This window comes from Pseudomonas sp. CFBP13508 (assembly GCF_005233515.1).
Lineage (GTDB): Bacteria > Pseudomonadota > Gammaproteobacteria > Pseudomonadales > Pseudomonadaceae > Aquipseudomonas > Aquipseudomonas mercuritolerans.
In genome coordinates, this window is record NZ_QFZZ01000002.1 from 840,228 (window position 1) to 865,889 (window position 25,662).

Sequence of the window (25,662 nt, forward strand, 5' to 3'; positions counted from 1 at the left end):
GCTGGAGGATAAGCGGTTGAAAACAGGAAGAAATATTTTCGATTTACGCTTGACGCTTTGCCATTTCAGGGGAATAATGCGCGCCACTTGGCTACATAGCTCAGTTGGTTAGAGCATAGCATTCATAATGCTGGGGTCCGGGGTTCAAGTCCCTGTGTAGCCACCAAGTACTAAAAACGGCTTACCGAAAGGTAGGCCGTTTTTTTATGCCTTGAGAAAAGTTGCGCTCTGCTTCACTCGCAACCTACCGCTTAATGTCAGCGGATCAATTCCACGTGCCCCATCAGAGAAATGCCGCAGGGAAAAAATCAGAAAGCCCGACATCGAGCCGGGCTTCTTATTACCACGGTGGATCACGCTGCTGTGTGAAGTCCGGTTGCGTTGGAGACAGCGGCAAAACCGCCTCTCGCTTCCACCACACGTCGCACCGCGGTGAGAAACACAGACTCACCGCCCTCTTCATCAATTTCTTCCAATGCTGCAACGAGATATTCGAGAGCGAAATTCTCGTCCGTGCGCAGCATTTCGAGAACACTGTCCTCGTGATTGCTTACGCTTTTCATTGAGCTACCTCTTCAGCGCCTTCCAGATTTCTTTTGATTGATCGATGTCGTGTTGCTGCCTTTGTTTTGTTCCACCGCCCAGCAAAAGTGAAGCCCCTCCTGGCAACCGTACAGAAAACATCCTCAGGCAACGCCGCGTAGGCTGTCGACCTGAATAATCTGTACGAGAAATCCGGCGTAATCAGCCATTCAAACGAAAAGACTACAGCCGCGACCGACGACAATTTCGCCTGAACCAGGCGCAAGACCTCTGGACTGAGATAGCCCTGTAGGAAGCAGGCTTTGCTCACGTAAGAACTGGATTTTTCATTACTTCAAGCACCCGCCGCTCTCTCCCTGAATTGCCCTTCGACCGACAAGCTCCCCTGGCTCGATTCAGCGCCATGCAGGGAGTGGGCATGCCTCAATACAAATACCTTCTCGACGATGACTGGTTATTAAATCCGTATAGCGGTGGCAGGGCCTGGTTTACTTTGCTTCCACCGAAAGCGCCGGAGCCGGTGTACATCGAGAAGGATGAGTGGCCTGCGCCCAAGCCACGCGAAGACAGGGTCTTTGCCAAATCCTGCACGCCGGACAACTGGTGTCGCACGGACGCTGGCACTGCCGAGGAGCCAGCCAGCAACTTCGGCAAGATCATGGTCGCCGGCGCCATGCTCATGCCATCCGCCAGTACCGCTGTCGCGACGGCAATAGGCGCCGACCTGGCTTTGGGGCGTCTGGCCGGCGGCGGGATTTTGCAACAGCGCCTGAACTGGGCCATCCGCGGCGCCGGCGGGCCGGCCAGCGTGTTCGTGCTGGGAATGCTGCCGAGCAAAATGGCCGACGGCACGCTTCACACCGACGAAGAACTACGCCGCATGAGCCGTGCCACCACGCGCGTGCGCTTCCAGTTTCGTCGTGATGCCGAAGGTGTTCTGCGGGTCTACGGCATCCACTCCGGCGCCTCTGGCGACGACGCCGTACGCACGGTGAACGTCAAGTGGAACGCCGACAAGACCGCCATGGAGGCCAAGCTCAACGGCATCACCATTCTCTGGACGCCGCAACGCGGGCCGTTGGGGTCGATGCCTCCGCTGGTTTATCCCGACCACGGTGAGGCACTCGACCCGATCCTCGTCCACCCGATTCCGGAGAACACCGATAGCCAGATTGAGGGTCTGCCGGGCGAGGATGTAACAGCCGAGGATTGTATTCTGGTGTTCCCGGCGGACACCGGGCTGAAGTCGTTGTATGTGGTTTATTCGAGGCCGGCGAGGCAGACGCCGGGGATCGTTACGGGGGTGGGTGAGGATGTGTCGGGGATATGGCTTGCGGGGGCTGATTCGGGCGTGGGGGTTCCGATTCCAACAGACGTTGCCAACTCTCTACGAGGACGAGAATTCAAAAACTTCGACTCATTCAGAGCAACCTTTTGGAAAACGGTTGCAGAGTCAGCATCGGGGGGTGAGTTGATTGAACAGAATGTTGGTCGCATGCGTAAGGGTAAGGCGCCACGTGTGCGTAAAGCCGATAGAGTCGGCGGTAGAAAGTCTTATGAAATTCACCATCTCGAAAAAATATCCAAGGGCGGTGGCGTATATGACCTAGATAACCTTCGAGTAAATACTCCTCGGAACCATATAGATATACACCGGCGTGAATAGGCAAATATGAAAGACACCTTATTAAAAGCCAGCATTTCTGAGTACACAGAGGCCGAATTCGTCGCGCTACTACAAGAGCTCGCGAAAGAGGATGAAGAGGCTGAAAACGATGATCGTGCTGATTTACTGTTGGCACACTTCGAGACAATCAGCGAGCATCCAGCAGGATCGGACTTGATCTACTACCCGGAGCCTGGTGCTGATAACTCGCCTGTGGGGGTAATGCAAAGTGTCAGGGACTGGCGAGCAGCACAGGGATTATCCGGGTTCAAAGACTCTTGATAAGTCGTGTCGTTGAGGGTTCGAGCCATCGAGTTAACTTTGGCTCTCACGATTTATTGCGTCTCAACACATCCAAGATTCGTGCATGAGATAGGCAATGGCAACGGAATTCCTTATTAAAGACGAATTGTCAGATTACACCGAGCAAGAATTCATCAACCTCCTTGAGCGCATTGTCGGAAATGAGGGGAGCGAGAAAGAAGAAAGCAAGCTCGTTCTTCACTTCAATTTGATTTGTGGACATCCAAGAGGATCCGATTTGATTTTTTACCCTGAAAATGGCGCCGATGACTCGGCACAGGGAATCATTGAGTCATTGAAGAAATGGCGTAGTGACCATGGGCTGTCGGGCTTCAAGCAATGATAAGAAAACGCACCAAGCAAAGCATAGCTGACTACACAGAATCAGAATTCATCTGTTTCGTGAAAAATATAAGAGCAGTCAACAGAAGTGGGTCTGACAAGGAGCTTGGCAGATTGCTGGCGGAATTCAGGGCTTTGACCGGCCACCCCGCTGGAACAGACCTGATCTTCTACCCCGAGCCCGGAGCAGATACAACATCTGCCGGAATAGCTCGTACAGTCATGGCATGGCGCGAAGCGAATCGACTACCCGGATTCAAGACATGAATCCAGCCGCCCGTTTCATTTGAACTGTGGAACTACAACTTGGGAATGTCATGACTAACATATCCGACTACATCGAAGCAGAATTCTTGAAATTTGTGCAATCTGTTCTTGCAGCCAACACAAGCCCAGACGAGATTCTCGATCCGCTGTTGTTTGAATTTGTACGTCTGTGTGAGCACCCAGCGGGCACTGACCTTATCTATTGGCCCGAGGACATGAAACAACAAACAGCCGAGAGCATTACCGAAATCGTGAAAAAGTGGCGCTCTACCCATGGTCTACCCGGCTTCAAGCAATAAGTTTCTGACTCACTAACCCCTGCATAACTCTCAAGAAGATCGCATCGCCTGAGTTACCCCTTTCGCGAGCAGGCTCGCTCCCACAAGGGCATCGTTTTCGGCCAATCGATTGGCGCGGCCGCTGAGCGGGAGGGCTGTAATCCTCACGCAGTTTGCACCCCGCCGGCCCGCTCGATAAAGTCCCCGAAGACTTCTACCCCCACGGACGGAGAGCCCGCGTGTTTCCAGCCCAGCCCTTGAAGCGCTTTCGCCTGCCAGCCCTGACACTGCTTGTCAGCGCTCTGACCCTCACCGCATGCAACGCCCCGCCCTCTTCTTCGTTGCCGCTGGCACCGGAAGCCGCTTCCGGTTACCGCACTGATCTGCAAACCCGACACGCCAATAAACACATGGCCGCTGCTGCCAATCCACTCGCGGCCGAAGCCGGGCGGGAGATGTTGCGTCAGGGTGGTTCGGCGATTGATGCGGCGATTGCGATGCAGGCGGTGTTGACGCTGGTTGAGCCGCAGTCTTCCGGGATCGGTGGCGGGGCGATGATTGTGTTGTGGGATGGCAAGCAGGTGCGCACCTATGACGGCCGCGAAACGGCGCCGGCCGGGGCCACTGAGAAGCTGTTCCTGAAGGCTGACGGTAAACCGATGGCTTTCACGCAAGCGCAGATCGGCGGGCGCTCGGTCGGTACGCCCGGGGTATTGCGCGCGCTGGAGCTGTCGCATCGACAACACGGTCGCTTGCCATGGGCGAAGCTGTTTGAGCCAGCGATCAAACTGGCCGAGCAAGGCTTTGCGATTTCCCCGCGCCTGCATTCGCTGCTGACTGCCGATCCACTGATACGCCAGTCGCCAGACATGGCTGCGTACTTCCTGAATGACGATGGCAGCGTCAAAGCCGTCGGCACGCGCCTGCAAAACCCGAAGTTGGCCGCCGTGTTCAAACGCATCGCCAGCGAAGGTGCCGATGCGCTGTACAACGGTCCGATCGCCGAAGAGATCGTCGCCAAGGTTCAACAGCACGCCAACCCCGGCAGCCTGTCGCTGAACGATTTGCAGCGTTATCAGGCCAAGGAGCGCGCGCCGCTGTGTACCGACTACAAGCGTTGGCAGGTCTGCGGCATGCCGCCACCGTCGTCAGGCGGGATCGCCGTGGCGCAGATTCTCGGCACGTTGCAGGCGCTGGAGACTCGCGATCCACGCCTGTCGCTGACCCCGCTCAAACCAGTGAACAGCAATAGGCCGGCCGGCATAGAACCGGCGCCGCAAGCGGTGCATCTGATCGCCGAGGCTGAACGTCTGGCCTATGCCGACCGTGCGCAATACGTGGCCGACACCGACTTCGTCCCGGTGCCGGTCAAAGGGTTGCTCGATCCTGCCTATCTGGCCAGCCGCGCCAGCCTGATCGGCGAGCGCAGCATGGGCAGCGCCAAACCGGGCACACCACCGGGCGTGCAGGTTGCCTACGCACCGGACCGCTCGCCGTTGCGCATCTCGACCTCGCAAGTGGTCGCGGTGGATGATCTCGGCGGCGCCGTGTCGATGACCACCACCATCGAAGCCGCGTTCGGCTCGCACCTGATGGTTCAGGGTTTTCTGCTGAACAACCAGATGACCGACTTCTCGTTCATCCCCGAAGAGAACGGGCAGAAAGTCGCGAACCGCGTCGAACCGGGCAAACGCCCACGCTCGTCGATGGCGCCGACGCTGATCTTTGATCGCAACACCGGTGAATTTGTCGCCACGGTCGGCTCCCCCGGCGGCTCGCAGATCATCGAATACGTGGCGAAAACCACCATCGGCCTGCTCGACTGGAACCTCGATGCACAAAGTGCGATCAACCTGCCCAACTTCGGCAGCCGCAATGGCCCGACCGAACTGGAACAGGGGCAGTTCAGCCCGGCGCTGATTCAGGCGTTGAAAGACAAAGGGCATGCGGTGAATGAAATCGATATGACCAGCGGCACCCAAGCAATCGTGCGGGTGAAGGATGCGCAGGGCAAAGCGACATTGACGGGGGGTGCCGATCCTCGGCGTGAGGGAGAGGCGTTGGGGGATTGAGTATTACGAAGTGGGCAGAAAAGGCTTACCGGGAGGTAGGCCTTTTTTTTCGGCGATTGGCTCTGTTCATATGTCCCTAGTCGCCTTTTCCTACCCCGAAAAATAGTTGCTTGGCTTAAATTCAATCAGCAAAGATCGTAAGAAAATGGAGCAACCATTAATCCGAGCCCGATCCATACCGAAGAAGATTACAGACTGGCACTCAAAAAGGTTTCTGCGCTGTTCGACAGTGAGCCGGAACCTGGCACCTCTGAGGGTGATTATTTCAACGAAATGATTAACCTCATCGAAGCCTATGAAGCCCGGCAATGTCAGCGATTCGCCACCAAATGCACCCCAAACAACAAATAGCACCCACCTGCCAATCGATCCAGCCACTGGCGTGACCGCTCGTAGACACTAGCAACCCGGCGGCTGGCGAAGAACAGAGCGACGCTGCAATACCAGCTGAACGACAGCGTGGCCATGGTCAGCACGGCCAGCGCCAGCAGGAGCGGCGGTACGTGGGGCGGCATGGCGGTGGCGAAGATGGTGGCGACAAAGAGTGCCGATTTCGGGTTGGTCATGTTGCCGAGGAAACCGCGAGCGTAGACGCCGGAATAAGTCTGCCGGGGCGCAGCCGGTGTACGGGGGGCAACCGTAGCCTTGCGCTTGAATTGTTTCAGCCCCAGATAAATCAGGTAGCAACCGCCGACAATCTTGAAGCCCAGATAGAGGGTCGGCGCGGCGCTGAACAGCGTCTTGATTCCCAAGCCGCCGGCAAGGCCCCACAGCACCGTGCCGGTGGCCACGCCCAGCGCAGCCACCACGCCATGTCGGCGCGAGTGACTGGCCGCGAGTTGCGCAATGTTGAAGAAATTTGGCCCGGGCGTGACCACCGCCACCGTCCACAACAGCGCCAGCGACAGCAACGGGGCAAGATAACCGGCAACAGAAACGTCCATGAGCGTTGCGCCTGAGCAGTGAAATGAAGCCTCTACCTTGCTACATCCGCTGACGGTTTTCCATCAACGTCATTTAAACCGCCAACGTCTTGCCATCCACCCCATCCCCAATCTTCAGGAAATGCCCGCCCGCAACGTGATGCAGCGTGCGCAATCCATCCTGCCCTTCGAAATGCCAGCGCCCATCGCTGAACACACGCTCATCGGCCTGGGCAGCAATGACTTCGGCAAGGAACAGGTCGTATTGCTCGTGATTGCGCGGCTCCGGCAGCAGGCGGCATTCGAGCCAGGCGACACAGCCGTCGAGCAGCGGCGCTTCAACCTGTTCGCCAGCGAAGGTGTGTAGGCCGTACGCCTGAAACTTGTCCCGGCCCTGGTTGCGGGTGATTTCCAGGCCGGAGGTGTTGCCGACGGTTTGCACGATATCGGCCTGATTGACGCAAGGCACGTTCAACACAAAAGTGCCGGAGGCTTCGAGCAACTGGCGGGTCCAGGTGGATTTGTCGAGGACGACGGCGACTTTTGGTGGTTCGAAATCCAGCGGCATGGCCCAGGCGGCGGCCATGATGTTGCGCTGGCCGTCGTGAGCGGCGCTGACCAGCACGGTCGGCCCGTGGTTGAGCAGGCGGTAGGCTTTGTTCAGGGGCACCGGACGGCGGTGGGAGACGCTCATGGGAATCTGCTCCGGAGGAAAAGGAGCCGATTGTAGCGTTGTCACTGGCGAAACACAGAACCTGTGGGAGCGAGCCTGCTCGCGAAAGCGGCGTGTCAGCCAACATTAATGTTGAATCGCCTTCGCGAGCAGGCTCGCTCCCACAGTTGATCAGTGTCGATCAGTGAGACAGCTGATTGGCAAACTGCCCCACCGCATCCACCACTTTCTGCGCACCGTCCTGAATCTCGACGATCACCGTGCCCGCCTCCGCCGCCAGCGCCAGGCCCTGTTCAGCCTGAAGCTTGCCGTCGGTCATCAGGGCCACGGCGTTGCGGGCCATTTCCTGGTTCTGTCGTACCACGCCGACGATTTCGTCCGTCGCCTGGCTGGTGCGCGAGGCCAGTTGCCGGACCTCGTCCGCGACCACGGCAAAACCACGGCCCTGCTCGCCGGCCCGGGCGGCTTCGATCGCGGCGTTGAGCGCCAGCAGGTTGGTCTGTTCGGCAATGCCGCTGATGGTTTTGACGATCGTGCCGATCACCAACGACTGCTCGTTGAGCGCCTCGATACCTTCGCCAGCGGCTTGCATGTGCCGCGACAAATCACGCATCACGTTCACCGCTTCGGTGACGACCGTGGTGCCCCGTTGTGCGGTGCTGTCGGTCTGTTGCGAGGTGCTGTAAGCGATGCTGGCCGCGTCGGCAACCGCCTGCTCGCGGTTGACCTGATCGGTGATCACCGTGGCGAACTTCACCACTTTGTACAGTTTGTCGTTGGCATCGACCACCGGGTTGTAGGACGCTTCCAGCCACACCGTACGACCATGGCTGTCGATACGCTTGAAGCGGCCAGCGACGAATTCGCCGCTGTTCAAGCGCCGCCAGAAATTCTGGTACTCGGCGCTGTTGTACTCTTCCGGGGCGCAGAACGTGCGGTGATGTTTGCCTTTGATCTGCGCCAGGCTGTAACCCATGCCGTTGAGGAAGCGATCATTGGCACTGAGCACATTGCCGTTGAGATCGAACTCGATCACGGCGGTAGAGCGCACCAGCGCGCCGATCAGGTTCTCATGCTCGCGGGAGGCTTCGATGGTGCGGGTCAGGTCGCTGGCGTAGAAGGAAATGTGTCTGATCCGGCCATCGGACGAGCGCACCGGTTGCACGATGGAACGCAGCCACGCCTCGTCGCCATTGCCGCGCAACAGGCGCACGGCGCCGGCGAAGTGCTCACCACGGCTCATCGAGTTTTTGAAGCGCTGATGGAATTCGTCGGTTTTGACGTGGGCCGGCACGATGTCTTCAATTGCCCGGCCGACCAGGTCCTGGCTCTTGTAGAGCATTTCATCGAGAAAATTCTGGTTGACCGAACGAATCCGCCCGTCGGGCTCAAGGGTCAGCGCGAGCATTTCGCTTTCCAGGCTTTCCTTCACTTGTACAAGGCTGGAGAGTTCTTCGCGCAGAGCGGCCAGCTCTTGTTTCAAGCGTTTATTGAACATGGGAAAGCACCGATGGCAGGGTAGTTAGCGGATACAACCTAGCCATCGGCCTTGCGCAGCTTTTCTGAAGCCAGCGCCAGATCCGTCAGTCGAAAATAATCCGGCGCTTGCGGCTCAGGCAGCGCCGGCAGCCTGACACGGTCCGGTACGTGGCATGCGCGCACCGAAATACGCCGCTGTCAGAACTCCCACCGCGCCCATCACTGCACAGAAGATTACGCAGACCCACGGGCTCCACGGCATCAGACCAATCAGCAACAGCGGCGTGATACTCGCCCACGCCGCGTAGGCAATGTTGTAGGTGAAGGAAATGCCCGACACGCGAATCCGCGCCGGGAACAACCCGACCATCACCGAAGGCACCGCACCCACTACCCCACAAGCGAGACCGGCGACCGCATAGGCCATGCCGATCCAATGCCCGCCCATGATCAGACAGCCATACAACACGCCAATGCCCAATGGCAGCAACAGGCTGTAGAGCATGACCGTGCGCCAGGCGCCGATGCGATCGACCAGCAGCCCCGCGATCACGCAGCCAATGTTGAGAAAGACGATGCCCAAGGCACTGAGGCCGAAGGTGTGGCTGGCGGTCATGCCGAAGGTTTTCTGCATCATGGTCGGGGTAATGACCACGAAGACCACCACCGCCGAGGTGAGTACGCAGGTGAGCAACATGGCCGGCAGCATGGCCAGACGATGTTCACGCAGCACCGTGCGCAGCGGCAGCTCGACCCGCGCCTCGCGTTGCGCTTCCATGGCCATGAACACCGGGGTTTCGCTGAGCCAGCGGCGCAGGTAAACGCCCACCACGCCGAACACGCCACCGAGCAGAAACGGATAGCGCCAGGCGTAATCGAGAATTTCGCCAGGCGTGAACACCTGCGCGAGGAAGGTCGCGGTGAGTGCGCCGATCAAGTAACCGAAGGTCAGGCCGGCCTGCAGAAAGCCCAAGGCGTAGCCGCGATGGCCGGTCGGTGCATGCTCGGCGACGAACACCCAGGCACTCGGCACTTCACCACCCACCGCCGCGCCTTGCAGAATGCGCAGCGCCAACAACAATAACGGGGCGAAATAGCCGATCTGTGCGTAGGTCGGCATGATCCCGATCAGCAGGCACGGCAGCGCCATCATCAGGATGCTCAGGCTGAACACCTTTTTGCGGCCCAGACGGTCGGCGAAATGCGCCATCAGAATCCCGCCCAGCGGCCGCGCCAGATAACCGGTGACGAAGATGCCGAAACTCTGCAGCAAACGCAGCCACTCGGGCATTTCCGGGGGGAAGAACAACTGACTCAGGGTCAGTGCGAAGAATACGAAAATGATGAAATCGTAGATTTCCAGCGCCCCGCCGAGCGCCGCAAGGCCGAGGGTCTTGTAATCGGCACGGCTGAACGGCGCCGGTCGGGCTGGAGAATTGGCAGTCATGACAAGGAACTCAGGCATCGGCAAAAACCAAGGCGCTCATGGTCTACGCAAAAGCGCGGATCGACAACCCGTCAGACCATAGTCTCGGTTTGCGAAAACCTGCTCAACAAAAGGGCGGCGCTTGATTTACTGTTAGCGCCTGTCCAAGGGACCACGCCAACACCGACCAGCCGCCCATGTGGGAGCGAGCCTGCTCGCGAAAGCGTCAGTTCAGACAACCTGATGCTGAATGTGCCGACGTCTTCGCGAGCAGGCTCGCTCCCACAGGGGATCTCTGTGGCTGTCGAGCCGGGCGACTGCTCCCACGGATCAAAATAACCATAAAAAATCCGAGGTACTTCCCGTGGCCGTTGATATCGAAGATAGCCGCTCCGCGCGCTTTGCCCTGCGCTGTTCCAGTTTTGCCGAACGCTGGTTTCCCGACTCCTGGGTATTCGCCGCGTTGGCCGTGATCATCGTTGCGCTGGCCACTTTGGCCATGGGCGCCAAACCCACCGCTGCAGCGATGGCCTTCGGCGACGGCTTCTGGAGCCTGATCCCGTTCACCATGCAGATGGCCTTCGTGGTGATCGGCGGCTACGTCGTCGCTAGCTCTCCGCCCGCAGTCAAGCTGATCGACAAACTGGCACGCATCCCGAAAAACGGCCGCTCCGCCGTGGCTTGGGTAGCGTTGATCTCAATGGTCGCCTCGCTGCTCAATTGGGGTCTGTCGCTGGTATTCGGCGGACTGCTGGTACGCGCCCTCGCCCGGCGCACTGACCTGAAAATGGATTACCGCGCGGCCGGTGCTGCGGCATATTTGGGACTTGGCGCGGTGTGGGCGCTGGGCTTGTCATCGTCAGCCGCACAGTTGCAGGCCAACCCGGGCAGCCTGCCGCCGTCGATCCTGTCGATCACTGGCGTAATCCCGTTCACCGAAACCATTTTTCTCTGGCAGTCCGGGGTCATGCTGCTGGCGCTGATCGTGATTTCGATCATCATCGCCTACGCCACCGCGCCCGGGCCGAATTCGGCACGCGACGCCAAGGCCTGCGGCATCGACCCGGCGTTCAACCTGCCGCCGCTGCAACCGCGCACGCGCCCCGGCGAATGGCTGGAACACAGCCCTTTGCTGATCATCGTGTTGGTGCTGCTGGCGGCGGGATGGCTGTTTCACGAGTTTTCGACCAAACCGGCGATTACCGCGATTTCCGGCCTGAACACCTACAACTTCCTGTTCATCATGCTTGGCGCGCTGCTGCACTGGCGCCCGCGCAGCTTCCTTGATGCGGTGGCCCGTGCGGTGCCGACCACCACTGGCGTGTTGATCCAGTTCCCGCTGTACGGCTCGATCGCCGCGCTGATGACCACGGTCAAAGGCGCCGATGCGCAAACCCTCGCGCATCACATCTCGACCTTCTTCGTCAGCATCGCCTCCCACGATACCTACGCGCTGCTGATGGGCGTGTATTCGGCGATCCTCGGTTTCTTCATCCCGTCCGGCGGCGGCAAATGGATCATCGAAGCGCCCTACGTGATGCAAGTCGCCAATGACTTGCAATACCACCTTGGCTGGGCGGTGCAGATCTACAACGCCGCCGAAGCACTGCCGAACCTGATCAACCCGTTCTACATGCTGCCGCTGCTGGGCGTGCTCGGGTTGAAGGCGCGGGATCTGATCGGCTTCTCGTTCGTGCAACTGCTGGTGCACACGCCACTGGTGCTGCTGCTGTTGTGGGCGCTGGGGACGACATTGGCGTATACGCCGCCGGTGATGCCGTAAGTCGATAAAAACGCACCTGCTCAAGGGCAGGTGCTCTTAAAACTTGGTTTGATCGCTGCTTTAGACGGGTCGCGCCTGATCAAGCACCTGCTGACGAAATTTCACTGGCAGGTCGCCGGGGGTCAGCACCTCGACCGCAACACCCAGCAGGTCTTCAAGCTCAACCTGAAGCCCGCCCAGATCAAAAAGCGTCGTGCCGGGCAGCGGGTCAACCAGCAGATCGAGATCGCTACCGTCCAGATCCGTCCCCAGCAATGCTGAACCAAATACACGCGGGTTGGCCACACGAAAGCGCCCGATCACTTCGCGGACGGCGGACCTTTGCATGTCGAGAGCAGTAGAAGGCTTCATGACTCACCCTTGGAAAATTCGATGTCGCTGCAGTCTAGCAGTGCGGACGCGCACCAGGCAGCGTGCTTGTTGGCACAGCCGTAACAATATGTGCGCTGCTTGGGTCATACCGCATTCAGGCAAGAATCCACACTCAACCGCTTTTCTGTCAAACACCACTGATCCAATATGAAGCGCCCCCAAATCGAGGGAAACCCACGCTGAAAAGGATCTGAGCATGTTCAAACTCGCAGGACTTACCCTCGTTGCACTGACGCTAAGCGCCGCCGCTCACGCCGATGTCGACGTGAAACTGGGCAGCACCGAGCGCGTCACCCGGCTCTTCGCCTACCCCAACAATTGCAGCGTGATCTGCTTCCGCAACTGGACGCTGGAGCAGACCGTCGCTCATTACTTGAGCCAGAGCGTCCAACGCGACGGTTACACCGATGCCAAGGTGCTGGTGAAGACCGACAACGATCAGCTCTACGCCGAGATCACCGGAGTGCCGGACGGCTATGACAGGTCATTGTCCGCGCTGCTCGACGCCGGGGATCTGGCTTATGCCGGCGCCAGCAAGCTCAATGCCGATGGCAAGTGGGCCTACAGTTGGTATCTGTTCCTGCCACTGGGCATGGCGCTGGAGAATCGCAAGAGCGTCGAGTTGCTGCACTTCCCGCCTGACTACTCGCTGACCCAGGCGCAGGATTATCTGCGCTCGAACACCACCGACCGCTGGGCGACTTTGCTGACCGATAACGGCATCCCTGCCGGGCAGACGCCGGCTTATCAGACCATCATCGACATCGCGCCGATCGCCGCGCCGTCCAACGCCGGCGGGGATCTGGAGGACGTCTATGACTACTTCAAGGATTACCAGACCACGCTGGTCAAGCAGTTCAGTAAGACCGCCAGCGGCACGACGCTGCCGATGGTTGCGTTCGGGGCGCCGGTGCGCAACTGGATCAAGGAACAGTATGGGCCGACGGTGGGCGTATTGGGTCTGGCAAGCATCAGTCCGAGCGAAGGGGTGAACGTGCCGGTGCTCGGTTCCAACCATCCGAGCTATATCTGGTACGCCGCCGATCCGAAGAGCTATACCGGCGACGATGCCCAGGCCAAGGCTGACGCGGCGGGCCTGAAAGTCATGGGTCAGGATCTGAGCGCGGCCTGCTGGCAGGCCGGGATGGGCAGCAAACCGGGCAGCGATGCGCAGGCCACGCTGAACAGTTGCACGCAAACATGGCAAGTGATGCAAAAGGTCAAAACCTGCGAGTTGTTCTATACCTCGATTCGCGATCTCAGCGCCGAACAAGCCGCTGCCAAGTGCGCAACGCCACCGGTCAAGACGCAACTGCAACAGCTGAAAGCGCCACTGCCTGCGGCCGCCGTGCCCGCACCTGCTTTGTAATCGTTGCCGCAGTAACCCCGTGTCAGCCAATGCTGACGCGGGATAACGGCGATCGCGCCTGTCAGGTTTGACAGTAGACCAGTAGTTTCAATTGCGCGACGCTTGGATCCAATCATGCATCGCCAGGCGAGGCATGGGCACAACCCGGAGGCAATACCCACCGACAAGGACTGTTATGAACAATCAAGCCATGGGCCGGCACTCGCCGCGCGACACCGAAGGCATCTATCCCTTCGCCGGACTTCCCGTGCGGCTGGGCTTTCCATCCTGCGCCGACTTCCAGATCATCCACAACGAACGAGGCGTTGCCACGGCGGTGGTCGCGCGTCGCGAATTTCTGCGCATCAGCCGAATGTGCCGGGTTTCCGGGCAATTGCTGCCCTATCGCTGTCGACAGACCCGCCAGTTGCAAACCGGCATCCACGTTTACGATCCGCGCTTTTGCGGGGTGCTGGAACACGCCTGCGACCCGAATGTATTTCTCGACATGAGCGAGTTGTGGCTGTGGGCGTTGAAAGATATCCATAGCGGCGAACATCTGAGCATCGATTACGCATCGACCGAAGACAAACTGCTACGCCAGTTCGCCTGCGATTGCGGTTCGTCGCGTTGCCGTGGCTGGATCACCGGTTACGACGAACCACCCACGCCTGAAGGCCAGCGCTTTTTACAGCGCTGGCGTCACGCGGGGCGAGGTTGAAGTGACGGTTATGGCGCGCCGACAGGGCGCAAACGATATTGCGGCGGCAACTGTTCGAAACCACTGATGGTGGTATTGAGACTTTTCCAGCGGCCATCCTTGATCCCGTAGATGCAGCCGTGGATCGACAGGGGCTGGCCGCGATGCCAGGCGTTCTGGATGATGCTGGTGTGCGCGACGTTGGCCACTTGCTGGATCACGTTGAGTTCGCACATGCGATCGACCTGCTCTTCTTCGGTCGCCAGCTTGGCCAGCTCTTCGCGTTTCTCGTAATACAGATCGCGGATCGAGCGCAGCCAGCCGTCAATCAGGCCAAACTGGCGATCCTGCATCGACGCACGCACACCGCCGCAGCCGTAGTGGCCGGTGACGAGGATGTGTTTGACCTTGAGCACATCCACCGCGTACTGGATCACGGACAGGCAGTTGAGGTCGGTGTGCAGCACGACGTTGGCCACGTTGCGGTGCACGAACAGATCGCCCGGCAGCATGCCGACGATTTCATTGGCCGGTACGCGTGCGTCGGAGCAACCGATCCATAGATATTCCGGAGTCTGCTGGCGCGCCAGTTTGGCGAAGAAATCCGGGTCTTCCTTGGTGATCGCGTCAGCCCAACGCTCGTTGTTATCAATCAGGTCTTGTAGATCGTGCATGGATAAGGCCTCAAGAAAGATGCGCAGGTTTGATAGACGACCACCCGTCGAAGTCACGCCGCCAGCGCAAAGTGTTTTCGTTGGAATTCTCGCGCGCCCGGTGAGTCCACTCAGTAAGGCCCACACTATGAGGAATTGCCATGACTGATTCACGACGCCCTTATGATGCGGTGCAACCGGAACCCATCGATGATAACGAAGACCGCATGGGCTCGGTGCACGAGCTGGACTTTGACGACGAAGAGCCCAGCGCGAAGATCGGCGATGAGCTGCCCGAGCGTGAACGTGAACAATTGATGCCTGCTGAGCGAGTGCGTGAGGCGGGTATGACCGGGGCCTCGGTGGACGATCACCAGCCGACTGATGATGACCTGAGCCCTGAGACTTTGATTCGCGAGGATGGTGCGCGCGATGCCGAGGAAGTCGGCGACGGCGATCAGACGGATTGGGATTTGAGCGTGGTCGATAAAAATGACATCGGCGGCGGCGACGGGCTGGATGAGGCGGAACTGGCGGATCTGGATCCGCTGGATGGCAAGCGGAGATAAGAGGCGCCTGATCTGACGCGTTCGCGAGCAGGCTCGCTCCCACAGGGTTCAGGGATGGTTACAGAATCAAATGTGGGAGCGAGCCTGCTCGCGAAGCTTTCAAGGTCGATCAGTCAACCAGGGTACAGGCCATCACCACCGCATCCTCACGCCCGCCCACCGCCGGATAATAATCGCGACGCCGGCCGATCTCGTTGAAGCCATAACGCTCATACAACCTGAACGCAGCAGTATTACTGTCGCGCACTTCGAGAAAACATTCGCGAGCCTCGGCCGCATACGCCCGCGACATCAAATGCTCAAGCAACGTCAGGCCCAACCCGCGCCCCTGATTTTCCGGCTTGACGGTGATATTGAGCAGGTGCGCCTCATCAAGAATGATCTGCACCACACCGTGGCCCACCTGCTGCTGCCCTTCGAACATCAGCCAGATCTGGTATTTGCCCAGGCCATCGAGAAAAATCCCCCGCGTCCACGGATGGCTGTACGCGGCGTATTCGATCTTCAACACAGCGTCCAGGTCCGCCTCGGTCATCGGGCGAAAGGTTACAGCCTCACTCATCGGATTGTTTCCAGCGCGCCATCAGCCGACGCATGGCTTGCCACACAGCGGCCTTGCGCTGTGGCTCTTCCATTAACAGTTCCAGACCGGGAATCGCCCAAGCCAGGCCCAGACCTTCGATCTGCAATTCACTATTGAACGCTTCGGCGTCCGCTTCCCCGGCAAATTTCACCGCCGGCAGGCCGATCAGCCACAGACAGGCGCAGGGCGCCGCTTCCATCTGCACCGAGAGGAAGCCTTGCACGAAGTCGCGCGCCGCTTCCGGGCCTTGATCCAGCGTGCCGCGATTGAGCCACGGCCAGCGCACAGGTTCGCCGACGATTTGCGGCGCATCCGGCAGACCGGCGGCGCGCAGCATGTCCTTGAGCAGCAGGTAGGCCGGATCGCGACTCTGAAACGCTTCGCCTGTGGGTAACTCGACCAGCAGCAGGCAACGCCCGGCGCGCAGCAGTTGCAGGGCGAAACGCGGCGGCGGCACTGGCGCAGGCTTGACCACCACCGGCGTGTCGTCGACTTCCTCCACCGGTTTGGCGCCGTTGCGGGTACTGGCCAGCGACGGACGCGGCACCTCGATTTTCGGTCGCTCGGCCTGACGCGCGGCAGGCTGCGCCGGTGCTTCGGCCTGAGGCGCCGGAACAACCGGTACCTCAAGCTCAGGCTCGGGCATCTCCAGCAGCTCGGGCCGCGACGGTGCGGCGAAAGGCAGTTCGGTGCGCGGCAGCCAGTTGACCACCTGCATGGCGTTCAAATAGGCGCGGCGGCGGGACTCGATAAGCAAAGGTCGGCCACTTGTGGATAACGGAAAGTGCGCTGATTCTACCGCCCTTCGCACAAGATCGCTCGCTGTTGATCGATACCCCGCGCTGCGCTGCGCCGCTGCCCTTTGGGCAAAGAATGCGACAGCCCGTCCCGAGAGTGAATCGCCGCGCCTGTGATGCAGTACAATCGCCGCTTTTAATCGCCAACCAGCCGGCCATTCCGATGATCGAACCCAAGCGCGTCTTGCGCGCCCTCGCTGAACACTGGGCACTTCTGGAGCCACTGTGCGAGCACTTCGACCAAGGCACCCTGAGCCTCAACGAACTGCGCACGCAACTGGCCGCCCAACAACTCGACAGCACGCCGCAGGACATCACCAGCCTGCTCGACGTGTGGATTCGCCTCGACATCCTGGTTCCGGTGGCGAAAAGCCCGAACCGTTTCGAGCTCAACGCGCAGATCCACGACTTCCTCGCCTACCTGCGCCGCGAACACCGCCTCGGTCTGTGCCTGGAAATCGAAGCCTATTTGCGTCACTTGGAGCGTCTGGCCGGTTATATCCAGGACGCTTTCGACGTTCGTGACGGCAACGATCTGGCGCGCCAGCTGCGCTTGCTCGACATGCGCGTGCGTGACGTACTGAAGAAACTCGACAACGACGAACAGGCGCTGGTGGCCGTCGCCGAACGGGCGAAGACCAGCGACCGGCAGATTCCGCTGCGTCAGCGTTACGCCGAAGTCCTGGCGACGTGGGACGAATACGTCGAGCCGATGATTGATCTGGTCAACGCCGACGGCGCCTTCGAACAAGGCGTGCGCAAGGTCGAAACGGTGCTGCTGAAGATGCTCAGCGAACAGCAGCGCCTCGGCCATCTGGTCGATGACGACATGCTCCTGCGCACCCACGCGCGCATCCTCGAAATGCAGACCAGCGCCCAGCTGACCTTGCGTCATGCCCGCGAACTGCTGCTGCCGTTGCGTGAAGAAGCGCGTCGGCACAACGCCGTGACCCGTGGCGCCGCATTGGCGCTGGCGGCGATCCGGCGTAAAGGCATCGACGCCGTGCCGCAAGCGGCGATGCCGCTGTTCACTCGTCCGCAAAGCACCTTCCTCGGCAGCGCCAGTCAGGTCGAAGCCTACGTCTACGCGCTGGCGCGTTTCGAGCCGAAACCGGCGCGCTTCCCCAAGGCGCACAAAACCCAGAAGGCGGGCGACGCTCCACGAGCGCCGCGCACCGTGCGCGAGATGGTCGATCGTTGCGAAGAATCGCTGCCGATGCCGGACCTGATGACCTGGCTGCTGGAGCAGGAACCGGACGGCGCCACCGACGAATTGCTTTACTGGTTCTCGCGCCTGTCGCGGGAAAAACGCTTCAAGCGCGAGCGTCTGGAACGCCGCGAATACCACACTCACGAGCATCAGGTCAGCCTGCGCTCCTTCGCCCTGCTCTCGGCCAGCGACACCGCCGCCGAGGATTCTGCGAGCATCCCAAATGCATCTTGATCTTTCCGAACTGTCGCAACTGGCGCCGATCTTCCGCGAGTTGTTCAAGGGTTACCACGTCAGCCGCCGTGATCCCGAGCTGTACGCGCAATTGTCGAATTTCCAGGACCAGTACCGCACGCTGTTCAAGGCGTTGGGCTTTGAACTGGTCTGCGACACCCGTGGTTTCTACTACTTCGTGCCGGATATGGCCGCCGCAGCGGTGAACAAGACCGCCCAGCGGCTGGCGCTGTTCACCTTCATCCTCGTCGAGCACCTGGCCGACCAGGGCCGCGACCCGATTGCCGTGCTCGACGGCGGCAGCCTCGGCCGCGAAGAATTGCCGTCGCTGCTGGATAAATACCGCGACCTGTTCATCCAGGCCGAAGTGCAGACCGTCGAAGAACTCGAAGAAAAAATCATGCGCCGCATGACCCAGCTCGGTTTTGCCGGCGAAGAAAACGGTGTCTACCGCTTCCTGCCGCCGATGCACCGTTTCCTCGACGTGTGTCTGTCGGTACAGCAGGACCGCGACCTCGCAGCCAGCGTCCACAGCGTTCTGCCGCTGCCGGCACCGGTGCTGATCGACGAAGAAGCCGAAGCGAAATTCCTCGAAACCGACGATCCGCTCGATCTTTCCGAATTTGAAGAAGAAAGCGAAGAAGACGCACTGGCCCGCGCCATTGCCGAAGAACAGGAGTCCGATGCATGAGCCAGGAACGCTACGGCATCCGCCGCTTTGCCCTTTTGAACACCGCCGGTTACAGCCTCGGTCTGTTCCCGCTGGAAGAACCGCTGTCGGTTTACGGCGCGAACAACCTCGGCAAGTCAGCGTCGATCAACGCCTTGCAGTTCCCGATTCTGGCGCGCATGTCCGACATGAGCTTCGGCAAGTACAGCCTGGAACAATCGCGGCGCTTCTACTTCGCTTCCGACACCAGTTACATCCTCGTTGAAGTCAATCTGCCCCACGGCCCCCACGTGATCGGCGTGGTCGGTCGCGGCCCGGGCGGCGGTTTCGGGCACCAGTTCTTCGCCTACGCCGGCAAGCTCGATCTGGCCCACTACCAGAAAAACGACACGTGCCTGCGTCAGAAAGAGCTGTTCAGCAATCTCGAAAAAGAAGGCCTGAAGGCTTACGAGCTCAAGCCCGACGAACTGCGCCGTTTGCTGGTTGGCGGCCACACGTCGATCCCGCTCGACCTGACGCTGATCCCGCTGCGCTCCACCAGCGAGCAGAGCCTGAAGACCTTCCGCGCGCTGTTCATCAACCTGCTGCACATGCGCGAAATCACCGCGGCCAAGCTCAAGCAGCTGTTCCTCGATGCCTTCGAACACAGCCTGCGTTCGGGCAGCGTCGATTACATCGCCGCGTGCGAAGAAGCCTTCCGCGACGTGCGGCGCATGGAGCAGGACTACAACTCGCTGGTCGCCGCCGGCCCATTGGTTGAAGCGCTGGCCAACGGCGTGAAACAGCGCGATGTGCTGCGCGGCAAACTGCATCGCCTGTCGCCGCTGCTCGATTCCTTGCTCGGCACCTGGTCGGACTACGCCACGGCGCGCAAGGAAGAGCTGACCATCCAGGCCGAGCACTACCGTCGCGAGCAGGACGATCTGCAAAACGATCAGCGCGGCGGCACCCAGGAACTGATGCGTCTGGAGCGGGAAATTTCCGGTATCCAGCGCTGGCTCGGCGAGCTGTCGGTGCTGAAGAACCGCTTCGCCCTGGTCGATGACGTCAAAGTGCTCGAGCAACAATTGCTCGCCGCCAAGGATGCCCACGATGAATTGGCCGGTGCCTTGGCGCAGTCGCGTCAGTTCAGCGCCGAAGACCTCGAAGAGCGTCTGCGCGATCTGGAAAAACGCCTGAAGTCGGTGAAGCAACAACTCGATCACGCCGACAACAACAGCTATGCCCGCCTGCGCGAAGAGTTCTCGCAACAGGACGTCGAGCGCCTGATGCGTCTGTTCAATAGCGCGTTGTTCAGCCTGCCGCTGGGCGAACATGGCATCACCCTCGACGAGAACGGTGAGTGGGTCAAATCGGTCGAGCTGATTCTTGACGGCTTCAAAGGCGAGCGCTTCGAAGTGCCGGGCCTGTCGATCGACATCTCGCACATCGAGCCGCCGGCCCTGCAAGCGCTGGCCGACCGCGCCGCGTTGCGCGATCAGAAAGAGCGTCTGGAAAAAGAGCTCAAGCAATTGAAAACCCAGCAGGCCGTGGCCGCCGACCGCGCCGCGAGCAAGACCCAGACCGAAGCGCTTTACCAGCAGGTGCTGGACGCGCAGAAGGCGCTGGAAGATTTCCGTCGCACCCAGACCCTGAGCGCCGAAGAAGGCGACAAACTCGAACAACTGGCGCAGATGGAAGCCGCGCAGGACGAACTCAAGCGCTCCAGCGATGCCTTCACTGAGCGCGTCCAGCAACTGTCGGCCAAGCTGCAACTGGTCGGCCGGCAGATCGCCGACATGGAAGCCAAGCAACGCACCCTCGACGATGCCTTGCGTCGTCGTCAGTTGCTGCCAGCGGATCTGCCGTTCGGCACGCCGTTCATGGATCCGGTCGATGATTCGATGGACAACCTGCTGCCGCTGCTCAACGACTATCAGGACAGCTGGCAGGGTCTGCTGCGCGCCGATGGGCAGATCGAGGCGCTGTATGCGCAGGTGCGTCTGAAAGGCGTGGCCAAGTTCGACAGCGAAGACGACATGGAGCGGCGTCTGTCGCTGCTGATCAACGCTTACGCACACCGCACCGATGAAGCGCTAACCTTAGGCAAGGCGCGGCGCGCGGCGGTCACCGACATCGCCCGCACCCTGCGCAACATTCGCAGCGATTACGACAGCCTCGAGCATCAACTGGCGCTGTTCAACCGCGAGATCAACAAGCGCCAGGTTTCCAACCTGCAGAGCTTCCGCATCGTCCTCGCGCCGAACAAGGAAGCGCTCAAGCACATCGACCAGATCATCCACAGCGCCGGCCAGTATGAGGAAGGCGAAACACTGTCGGTGTTTGACCTCAGCCAGAGCGCCGAGCAGGACAACAAGAACGAAGAGGCTAAGGAATACCTCGCGCGGCTGGTGGCGGCGAACCACAACCAGCTCGGCCTCAAGGATTTGTTCGAACTGGCCTTCGAGATCACCAAGGTCAACGGCCAACCGGTGATCCACACCGATATCGATGGCGCAGCGTCCAACGGTACGACCATGACCATCAAAGCACTGACCAACATGTACTTGTTGCTGCATTTGATGGATCGCGATCTGGCCGGCCGCGTGCGTCTGCCGTACTACCTCGACGAGGCGGCGGACATCGACGAGAAGAACCAGGCGGCGCTGCTGGAAACCAGTCTGCAACTAGGCTTCGTGCCGATTCTGGCGAGTGTGAAGCCGCAAGTCTGCGCCAGTGTCGCGATCGACCTGGAAGGCGGCAGCGGCCCGGCGGGGATCTACATCGATGAGGCGGACTGGAAGTACATCCGCCGCCATGATGTGGTCAAGGCCACGCTGAATGTGCAGGCGGACGAGCCGGAGCTGGATGCGGTTTGATCGGCTTTAGCTGAAGGCAAAAAAAGGGCCGCGATCTGATGGGATCGCGGCCCTTTTTTATGGTCTGGATTTTGTGTTGATGTGGCTGGCCCCTTCGCGAGCAGGCTCGCTCCCACAATTGGAACGCGTTCCCCTGTGGGAGCGAGCCTGCTCGCGAAGGCTATTCGACAAACGCCACTATTTACCAAGCTGAATCTTCGGCGCCCAGGTCAGCCATTCATCCTCGAATTTGTCGAACAACGGGAACGTCTGCTCGGCCCGCGCCGGGTTGCCCATGCGCTCGCCATCCGGGGTGGCGAAGGCAATCCCGCCCTGAATCAGCGTCTCCAGCGATTCGGTCCGAACCGTCACGCCTTTGAACAACCCATAATCGAAGCCCACGCCGCTGGTGTTCCAGAAGCGGCTGCCGCTGCGCACCAGTGGCGCGTACTTCGGCTCGATCAGGATGTGGACCAATACACGGTCAGCGGTCTGGCCCAATTCATAACCGGTCACCTTTCCGACGGTGATTTCACGATAGGTCACTGGCACGCCGGGCTTCAGCGAACCACGACGTGCGGCGCTCAACACCAGACTCAGACCCGCTTCCTGTTTGGTGACTTCCGGCGCCTCGGCCAAGGCAACGAAGTTCTTCTGCGGGCCGAGATTCTTCGCTGCCGGCTGGACTTCGATGTATTTACCGGTGACCAGCGTCTCCAGGTTCTGCGTCTTGATCAGGCCCAGCTCCGGCTTGACCACCCAGAACTGACTGCCGACCCGCGCAATCTTCTCCGGCACTTCAGTGATGCGAGCGGTGAGGATCACCGACTGCATGTCATCGGTCAAATCAACGCTTTCAATCTTGCCGACATCGAGCCCCTTGAAACGTACCGGCGTACCGCTGCTCAAGCCGTCAGCGCGATCGACTTTGATGGTCACTACTGAGCCTTTCTTGTTCGCCTCATCGTGATCGGCAAACAGACGGAAGCGCGGGATACGTTTCTTCAACGGCGCATTGGCCTGCGGCGTTTCGAAGGCGATACCGCCGGCCATCAGGGTTTGCAGGGATTCACTCTTGACCTGAATGCCGCCGGTAAAGCCACCGGTGAGGGTGATGCCGCTGACGTTCCAGAAGCGCGTCGAGGCATTGACCAGGTTTTCGTATTCCTTCTCGATGTGCACGCCGATAACCAGCTGCTTCTTGGTTCGGGAGAACTGGTAGCTCTGCACCGAACCGACCTTGACCTGCTTGTACAGAATCGGACTGCCGACATCGATCGAACCCAGCGAATCGGTAAACAACACCAGATGCAGGCCCGGCGAACGCAGATCCAGCGGCGGTGCTTTCGGTCGCGCTTCGAACTCGCGTTTCGGCGCAGCGCCTTTGTCGCCCGGACGCACGGCGATGTAGTTACCTTTCACCAGCGCTTCCAGGCCGGTAATACCCGCCAGGGAAATCGACGGTTTGACCACCCAGAACTGCGTGCCCTCAACCAGATAGTCTTCGGCCAACGGATCAAGGGTCAGCTCGGCGGTTGCACTGTTCAGGTCCGGATCGACTTTGAGCGCTTTCAGGTTGCCGACCTGAATGCCTTTGTACATGACCGGAGTGCGACCCGCCTGCAGGCCCTCGAAATCACTGAGTTTGACCTTCACGCGAATCCCGGCAGCGGCGGCGTCGAAGTCTTCATAGAGACGGAACGGCAGGCTCGGATCGGTCGCTGGGCTGTCCTTGCGATTCTCCGGCGTAGCGAAGGCGATGCCCCCAGCGACGATGCTGGCCAAGGACTCGCTACGGACTTTCACACCGGACAGGTTAGCGTCGATGCTGATGCCGCTGGCGTTCCAGAAACGTGTGTGTTTGCGCACCAGTTTGGCGTAGGTCGGCTCGATGAACACCTTCAGTTCAACGGTGCTCTGGTCCTCGGAAAGCACATAGCTTTTGACCTGGCCGACTTTGATCTGCTTGTAGAACACCGGGCTGCCGCGATTCAACGAGCCGAGGCGATCGGCCTTGATGGTCAGGTGCAGACCGGGCTTGGCGTCGGACAGCGGTGGCTCTTCGGCCAATGCCTTGAACTTGCGCACGGGCTCGCCTTCACCGGGACTGATCGCAACATAGTTACCCGAGACCAGCGTTTCCAGACCAGTGATACCGGCCAAGGTCACGCTCGGTTTGACCAGCCAGAACCGTGTGCTGGTCTTCAGGTACTGCTCGACGTCCTTGTTCATTTCGATGGTGGCGATCACGCCTTTGGAGTTGCCTTCATCGTCGAGCTTGAGCGTCTTGACCTTGCCGACCGGCATGCCTTTGTAAACCACTTCGGTCTTGTTGGCCTGGATCCCTTCGCCGCTTTCGAAGCGCACCTGTATTTCGATGCCGGTTTCCGACCAGGCACGCCAGCCGAGCCAGCCGCCGATGATCAGCGCGATCAGAGGCAGCACCCAAATGGCCGACCAGTTCGAAGCCGGTCGGGTTTTCGCTACAGGCAAATCAGTCATGGTCGTCGTCCGACTCCGTGTTATCCCAAATCAGTCGGGGATCGAAAGTTACTGCGGCGAGCATCGTCAGAATCACCACAGAGGCGAAGGCGACGGCGCCCAGATTGGCTTCGACACTGGCTATCCGGCCGAAGTTGACGACCGCCACGAGAATGGCGATCACGAAAATATCGAGCATCGACCAGCGGCCAATGAACTCGATGAATCGGTACATCCAGATGCGCTGACGGGCCGACAATGGCTGCCGGCGCTGCACGGAAAACAGCAGCAGCGCGATGCCGACCAGTTTGAACGTGGGCACCAGAATACTGGCGATGAACACCACGCTTGCGATCGGAATCATGCCGTGCTGCACCAGTTCAATCACCCCGGACATGATGGTGCTCGGTTCACCCTGGCCCAGGGAGCTGACCGTCATGATCGGCAAGACGTTGGCCGGAATATAGATAATGGCTGCCGTGATCAACAGCGCCCAGGTGCGGGTCAGGCTGTTGGGGCGGCGAGCGTGCACCTGCGCGCCGCAGCGGGTACAGCTTTGCTCATCGACGTCAGCTTCCTGCTTGTTCAGTTCGTGGCATTCGGTGCACACCAGAATGCCCGCATCAATCGCCCGCATGGGCATCCTCTCCTGATAATGCCTGCCAGATCTGATGCGGTGACATCACCACCTCCAGCCAGACTTGTACCAACAACAAGCCAATGAAACATGCCAGCCCGAGGCCGACGGTGATTGCTGCCATATCCGCCAGCTTCACGATCGCGACGAGGACGCCCATGAGGTAGACCTCGAGCATGCCCCAGTCTCTGAGGTGGTGGTAAATACGATAGAGCAACAAGCCATAACTACGGCCGACATTGAAGCGGATCGTCAGTAGGACAAACAGCTGGCACAACAACTTGAGTAACGGTATGGCCATGCTGCAAAGGAAGACGACAATCGACACACCTTGCATGTCGGTGTTGAACAGGCCGACTACGCCACTCCAGACCGTATCCTGCGAAGATTGCCCGAGGATATTGAGTTGCATGATGGGTAAAAAGTTTGCCGGTACGTAAAGTAATAACGCGGCGATTACCAGCGCGAGGCTGCGCTGCACCACGTTATGGCGGTGCGCATATAACTCGTAGCCGCAGCGCGGGCAGAGAGCCTTCTCACCATGGGCAAGTGTCGGCTTGCGCATCAGCAGGTCGCACTCGTGACAGGCTATCAAGTCTTCCAGCGGTAAATCTGACAGCCCGGGGGCGTCAACCGATTCTGACATACAGGCTCTGGCTCCGATAAAGATGGGGCTATTCTAGTGTTCTGCTTCGAAAATAACTGTGCAATTTTGTTCGCTTCGGTTCTTAAAACTTTCCCGCAGGCAAAACAAAACCCCAACTGCTTTCGCAATTGGGGTTTCGGAATTTAATCTTGACGATGACCTACTCTCAC

General features: G+C 59.7%; 24 protein-coding genes, 1 tRNA gene and 2 pseudogenes. 15 read left to right on the forward strand and 12 right to left on the reverse strand.

What is annotated here, in order from left to right; all coding sequences use genetic code 11:
- Window positions 1–89 precede the first annotated feature (89 nt).
- Window positions 90–166: transfer RNA gene (locus tag PspCFBP13508_RS08260), tRNA-Met, on the forward strand.
- A 202-nt stretch (window positions 167–368) separates the two neighbouring features.
- Here the strand turns inward: PspCFBP13508_RS08260 and PspCFBP13508_RS08265 are convergent.
- Window positions 369–563: pseudogene (locus PspCFBP13508_RS08265) on the reverse strand (DNA-binding protein); the annotation flags it as partial.
- A 398-nt stretch (window positions 564–961) separates the two neighbouring features.
- On the opposite strand from PspCFBP13508_RS08265, the gene PspCFBP13508_RS08270 reads away from it, so the two are divergent.
- From PspCFBP13508_RS08270 to PspCFBP13508_RS27610, 7 genes and pseudogenes are all read left to right on the forward strand, one after another.
- Window positions 962–2,209, forward strand: coding sequence for an S-type pyocin domain-containing protein (locus tag PspCFBP13508_RS08270; protein ID WP_137214168.1), 1,248 nt, complete (start codon window positions 962–964; stop codon window positions 2,207–2,209).
- Window positions 2,210–2,215: 6 nt separating this feature from the next.
- Window positions 2,216–2,491 (forward strand): bacteriocin immunity protein, encoded by a 276-nt coding sequence (locus tag PspCFBP13508_RS08275; protein WP_130910067.1) that lies wholly within the window; start codon window positions 2,216–2,218, stop codon window positions 2,489–2,491.
- Window positions 2,492–2,588: 97 nt separating this feature from the next.
- On the forward strand, window positions 2,589–2,855 hold the full coding sequence (locus PspCFBP13508_RS08280) for a bacteriocin immunity protein (protein ID WP_241669500.1): 267 nt from the start codon (window positions 2,589–2,591) through the stop codon (window positions 2,853–2,855).
- Window positions 2,852–3,121 carry a bacteriocin immunity protein gene (locus tag PspCFBP13508_RS08285; RefSeq protein WP_076564114.1) on the forward strand — a complete coding sequence of 90 codons (270 nt, stop codon included), beginning with the start codon at window positions 2,852–2,854 and terminating at the stop codon, window positions 3,119–3,121. Before PspCFBP13508_RS08280 ends, PspCFBP13508_RS08285 begins: the two co-directional genes overlap by 4 nt.
- 50 nt (window positions 3,122–3,171) lie before the next feature.
- Window positions 3,172–3,420, forward strand: a complete 249-nt coding sequence (locus PspCFBP13508_RS08290) for a bacteriocin immunity protein (RefSeq protein WP_137214169.1) — start codon at window positions 3,172–3,174, stop codon at window positions 3,418–3,420.
- A 218-nt stretch (window positions 3,421–3,638) separates the two neighbouring features.
- Window positions 3,639–5,471, forward strand: a complete 1,833-nt coding sequence (gene ggt / locus PspCFBP13508_RS08295; RefSeq protein WP_137214170.1) for a gamma-glutamyltransferase — start codon at window positions 3,639–3,641, stop codon at window positions 5,469–5,471.
- A 156-nt stretch (window positions 5,472–5,627) separates the two neighbouring features.
- Window positions 5,628–5,777: pseudogene (locus PspCFBP13508_RS27610) on the forward strand (transcriptional regulator); the annotation flags it as partial.
- Between the two features lie 5 nt (window positions 5,778–5,782).
- Here PspCFBP13508_RS27610 and PspCFBP13508_RS08305 read toward each other — a convergent pair.
- From PspCFBP13508_RS08305 to PspCFBP13508_RS08320, 4 genes are all read right to left on the reverse strand, one after another.
- Window positions 5,783–6,415 (reverse strand): LysE family transporter, encoded by a 633-nt coding sequence (locus PspCFBP13508_RS08305; protein ID WP_137214171.1) that lies wholly within the window; start codon window positions 6,413–6,415, stop codon window positions 5,783–5,785.
- A gap of 73 nt (window positions 6,416–6,488) precedes the next feature.
- Window positions 6,489–7,088, reverse strand: coding sequence for a flavin reductase family protein (locus PspCFBP13508_RS08310; RefSeq protein ID WP_130910071.1), 600 nt, complete (start codon window positions 7,086–7,088; stop codon window positions 6,489–6,491).
- 160 nt (window positions 7,089–7,248) lie between these two features.
- Window positions 7,249–8,565 (reverse strand): PAS domain-containing methyl-accepting chemotaxis protein, encoded by a 1,317-nt coding sequence (locus PspCFBP13508_RS08315; protein ID WP_130929605.1) that lies wholly within the window; start codon window positions 8,563–8,565, stop codon window positions 7,249–7,251.
- Between the two features lie 114 nt (window positions 8,566–8,679).
- The gene (locus PspCFBP13508_RS08320) at window positions 8,680–9,993 is read right to left on the reverse strand and encodes an MFS transporter (RefSeq protein WP_130910073.1); all 1,314 of its coding nucleotides are present in this window, start codon (window positions 9,991–9,993) and stop codon (window positions 8,680–8,682) included.
- A 343-nt stretch (window positions 9,994–10,336) separates the two neighbouring features.
- On the opposite strand from PspCFBP13508_RS08320, the gene PspCFBP13508_RS08325 reads away from it, so the two are divergent.
- Window positions 10,337–11,755, forward strand: coding sequence for a TIGR00366 family protein (locus tag PspCFBP13508_RS08325; RefSeq protein WP_016773194.1), 1,419 nt, complete (start codon window positions 10,337–10,339; stop codon window positions 11,753–11,755).
- A gap of 60 nt (window positions 11,756–11,815) precedes the next feature.
- Here the strand turns inward: PspCFBP13508_RS08325 and PspCFBP13508_RS08330 are convergent, their stop codons facing one another.
- Window positions 11,816–12,106 carry a nucleotidyltransferase domain-containing protein gene (locus PspCFBP13508_RS08330; RefSeq protein WP_042609686.1) on the reverse strand — a complete coding sequence of 97 codons (291 nt, stop codon included), beginning with the start codon at window positions 12,104–12,106 and terminating at the stop codon, window positions 11,816–11,818.
- Window positions 12,107–12,323: 217 nt separating this feature from the next.
- Here PspCFBP13508_RS08330 and PspCFBP13508_RS08335 point away from each other — a divergent pair, with 217 nt between their 5' ends.
- Together PspCFBP13508_RS08335 and PspCFBP13508_RS08340 are read left to right on the forward strand one after the other, a co-directional pair.
- A complete protein-coding gene (locus tag PspCFBP13508_RS08335) occupies window positions 12,324–13,496 on the forward strand; it encodes a hypothetical protein (protein ID WP_137214172.1) in 1,173 nt (390 codons plus the stop codon).
- 175 nt (window positions 13,497–13,671) lie between these two features.
- Entirely contained in the window at window positions 13,672–14,196 is a 525-nt protein-coding gene (locus tag PspCFBP13508_RS08340) for a lysine methyltransferase (RefSeq protein ID WP_137214173.1), read from the forward strand.
- Window positions 14,197–14,204: 8 nt separating this feature from the next.
- Here the strand turns inward: PspCFBP13508_RS08340 and can are convergent, their stop codons facing one another.
- A complete protein-coding gene (can, locus tag PspCFBP13508_RS08345) occupies window positions 14,205–14,849 on the reverse strand; it encodes a carbonate dehydratase (RefSeq protein WP_039761245.1) in 645 nt (214 codons plus the stop codon).
- A gap of 140 nt (window positions 14,850–14,989) precedes the next feature.
- Here can and PspCFBP13508_RS08350 point away from each other — a divergent pair, with 140 nt between their 5' ends.
- On the forward strand, window positions 14,990–15,397 hold the full coding sequence (locus PspCFBP13508_RS08350) for a serine kinase/phosphatase (protein ID WP_137214174.1): 408 nt from the start codon (window positions 14,990–14,992) through the stop codon (window positions 15,395–15,397).
- Between the two features lie 109 nt (window positions 15,398–15,506).
- Here the strand turns inward: PspCFBP13508_RS08350 and rimI are convergent, their stop codons facing one another.
- A complete protein-coding gene (rimI, locus tag PspCFBP13508_RS08355) occupies window positions 15,507–15,959 on the reverse strand; it encodes a ribosomal protein S18-alanine N-acetyltransferase (RefSeq protein WP_076564123.1) in 453 nt (150 codons plus the stop codon).
- Window positions 15,952–16,698, reverse strand: a complete 747-nt coding sequence (locus tag PspCFBP13508_RS08360) for a hypothetical protein (RefSeq protein ID WP_041480020.1) — start codon at window positions 16,696–16,698, stop codon at window positions 15,952–15,954. Before PspCFBP13508_RS08360 ends, rimI begins: the two co-directional genes overlap by 8 nt.
- Window positions 16,699–16,940: 242 nt before the next feature.
- Here PspCFBP13508_RS08360 and mksB point away from each other — a divergent pair, with 242 nt between their 5' ends.
- From mksB to mksF, 3 genes are read left to right on the forward strand one after another with little or no spacing between them, the layout of a single operon-like run.
- Window positions 16,941–18,221 carry an Mks condensin complex protein MksB gene (mksB, locus tag PspCFBP13508_RS08365; RefSeq protein WP_160768349.1) on the forward strand — a complete coding sequence of 427 codons (1,281 nt, stop codon included), beginning with the start codon at window positions 16,941–16,943 and terminating at the stop codon, window positions 18,219–18,221.
- The gene (gene mksE, locus PspCFBP13508_RS08370; protein ID WP_016773189.1) at window positions 18,211–18,912 is read left to right on the forward strand and encodes an Mks condensin complex protein MksE; all 702 of its coding nucleotides are present in this window, start codon (window positions 18,211–18,213) and stop codon (window positions 18,910–18,912) included. Before mksB ends, mksE begins: the two co-directional genes overlap by 11 nt.
- Entirely contained in the window at window positions 18,909–21,749 is a 2,841-nt protein-coding gene (gene mksF, locus PspCFBP13508_RS08375) for an Mks condensin complex protein MksF (protein ID WP_039761238.1), read from the forward strand. Before mksE ends, mksF begins: the two co-directional genes overlap by 4 nt.
- 177 nt (window positions 21,750–21,926) lie before the next feature.
- On the opposite strand, the gene PspCFBP13508_RS08385 is transcribed toward mksF, so the two are convergent.
- From PspCFBP13508_RS08385 to PspCFBP13508_RS08395, 3 genes are read right to left on the reverse strand one after another with little or no spacing between them, the layout of a single operon-like run.
- Window positions 21,927–24,230: an MlaD family protein gene (locus tag PspCFBP13508_RS08385; RefSeq protein WP_137214176.1), complete on the reverse strand. Its 2,304-nt coding sequence runs from the start codon at window positions 24,228–24,230 to the stop codon at window positions 21,927–21,929.
- Entirely contained in the window at window positions 24,223–24,846 is a 624-nt protein-coding gene (locus PspCFBP13508_RS08390; protein ID WP_071173597.1) for a paraquat-inducible protein A, read from the reverse strand. Before PspCFBP13508_RS08390 ends, PspCFBP13508_RS08385 begins: the two co-directional genes overlap by 8 nt.
- On the reverse strand, window positions 24,833–25,492 hold the full coding sequence (locus PspCFBP13508_RS08395; RefSeq protein ID WP_071173598.1) for a paraquat-inducible protein A: 660 nt from the start codon (window positions 25,490–25,492) through the stop codon (window positions 24,833–24,835). The genes PspCFBP13508_RS08390 and PspCFBP13508_RS08395 overlap by 14 nt, the downstream gene beginning before the upstream one ends.
- Between the last annotated feature and the right edge of the window lie 170 nt (window positions 25,493–25,662).

Excerpts from the sequence above, each read along its gene's own strand:
- mksB (WP_160768349.1), top strand. The coding sequence starts at position 16,941 with ATGATCGAACCCAAGCGCGTCTTGCGCGCCCTCGCTGAACACTGGGCA.
- PspCFBP13508_RS08315 (WP_130929605.1), bottom strand. The coding sequence starts at position 8,565 with ATGTTCAATAAACGCTTGAAACAAGAGCTGGCCGCTCTGCGCGAAGAA.
- PspCFBP13508_RS08390 (WP_071173597.1), bottom strand. The coding sequence starts at position 24,846 with ATGCGGGCGATTGATGCGGGCATTCTGGTGTGCACCGAATGCCACGAA.
- PspCFBP13508_RS08310 (WP_130910071.1), bottom strand. The coding sequence starts at position 7,088 with ATGAGCGTCTCCCACCGCCGTCCGGTGCCCCTGAACAAAGCCTACCGC.
- PspCFBP13508_RS08305 (WP_137214171.1), bottom strand. The coding sequence starts at position 6,415 with ATGGACGTTTCTGTTGCCGGTTATCTTGCCCCGTTGCTGTCGCTGGCG.
- PspCFBP13508_RS08270 (WP_137214168.1), top strand. The coding sequence starts at position 962 with ATGCCTCAATACAAATACCTTCTCGACGATGACTGGTTATTAAATCCG.
- PspCFBP13508_RS08350 (WP_137214174.1), top strand. The coding sequence starts at position 14,990 with ATGACTGATTCACGACGCCCTTATGATGCGGTGCAACCGGAACCCATC.
- PspCFBP13508_RS08395 (WP_071173598.1), bottom strand. The coding sequence starts at position 25,492 with ATGTCAGAATCGGTTGACGCCCCCGGGCTGTCAGATTTACCGCTGGAA.
- PspCFBP13508_RS08290 (WP_137214169.1), top strand. The coding sequence starts at position 3,172 with ATGACTAACATATCCGACTACATCGAAGCAGAATTCTTGAAATTTGTG.
- mksE (WP_016773189.1), top strand. The coding sequence starts at position 18,211 with ATGCATCTTGATCTTTCCGAACTGTCGCAACTGGCGCCGATCTTCCGC.
- PspCFBP13508_RS08330 (WP_042609686.1), bottom strand. The coding sequence starts at position 12,106 with ATGAAGCCTTCTACTGCTCTCGACATGCAAAGGTCCGCCGTCCGCGAA.
- rimI (WP_076564123.1), bottom strand. The coding sequence starts at position 15,959 with ATGAGTGAGGCTGTAACCTTTCGCCCGATGACCGAGGCGGACCTGGAC.
- can (WP_039761245.1), bottom strand. The coding sequence starts at position 14,849 with ATGCACGATCTACAAGACCTGATTGATAACAACGAGCGTTGGGCTGAC.
- mksF (WP_039761238.1), top strand. The coding sequence starts at position 18,909 with ATGAGCCAGGAACGCTACGGCATCCGCCGCTTTGCCCTTTTGAACACC.
- PspCFBP13508_RS08385 (WP_137214176.1), bottom strand. The coding sequence starts at position 24,230 with ATGACTGATTTGCCTGTAGCGAAAACCCGACCGGCTTCGAACTGGTCG.
- PspCFBP13508_RS08340 (WP_137214173.1), top strand. The coding sequence starts at position 13,672 with ATGAACAATCAAGCCATGGGCCGGCACTCGCCGCGCGACACCGAAGGC.
- PspCFBP13508_RS08360 (WP_041480020.1), bottom strand. The coding sequence starts at position 16,698 with ATGCAGGTGGTCAACTGGCTGCCGCGCACCGAACTGCCTTTCGCCGCA.
- PspCFBP13508_RS08335 (WP_137214172.1), top strand. The coding sequence starts at position 12,324 with ATGTTCAAACTCGCAGGACTTACCCTCGTTGCACTGACGCTAAGCGCC.
- PspCFBP13508_RS08320 (WP_130910073.1), bottom strand. The coding sequence starts at position 9,993 with ATGACTGCCAATTCTCCAGCCCGACCGGCGCCGTTCAGCCGTGCCGAT.
- PspCFBP13508_RS08280 (WP_241669500.1), top strand. The coding sequence starts at position 2,589 with ATGGCAACGGAATTCCTTATTAAAGACGAATTGTCAGATTACACCGAG.
- PspCFBP13508_RS08275 (WP_130910067.1), top strand. The coding sequence starts at position 2,216 with ATGAAAGACACCTTATTAAAAGCCAGCATTTCTGAGTACACAGAGGCC.
- PspCFBP13508_RS08285 (WP_076564114.1), top strand. The coding sequence starts at position 2,852 with ATGATAAGAAAACGCACCAAGCAAAGCATAGCTGACTACACAGAATCA.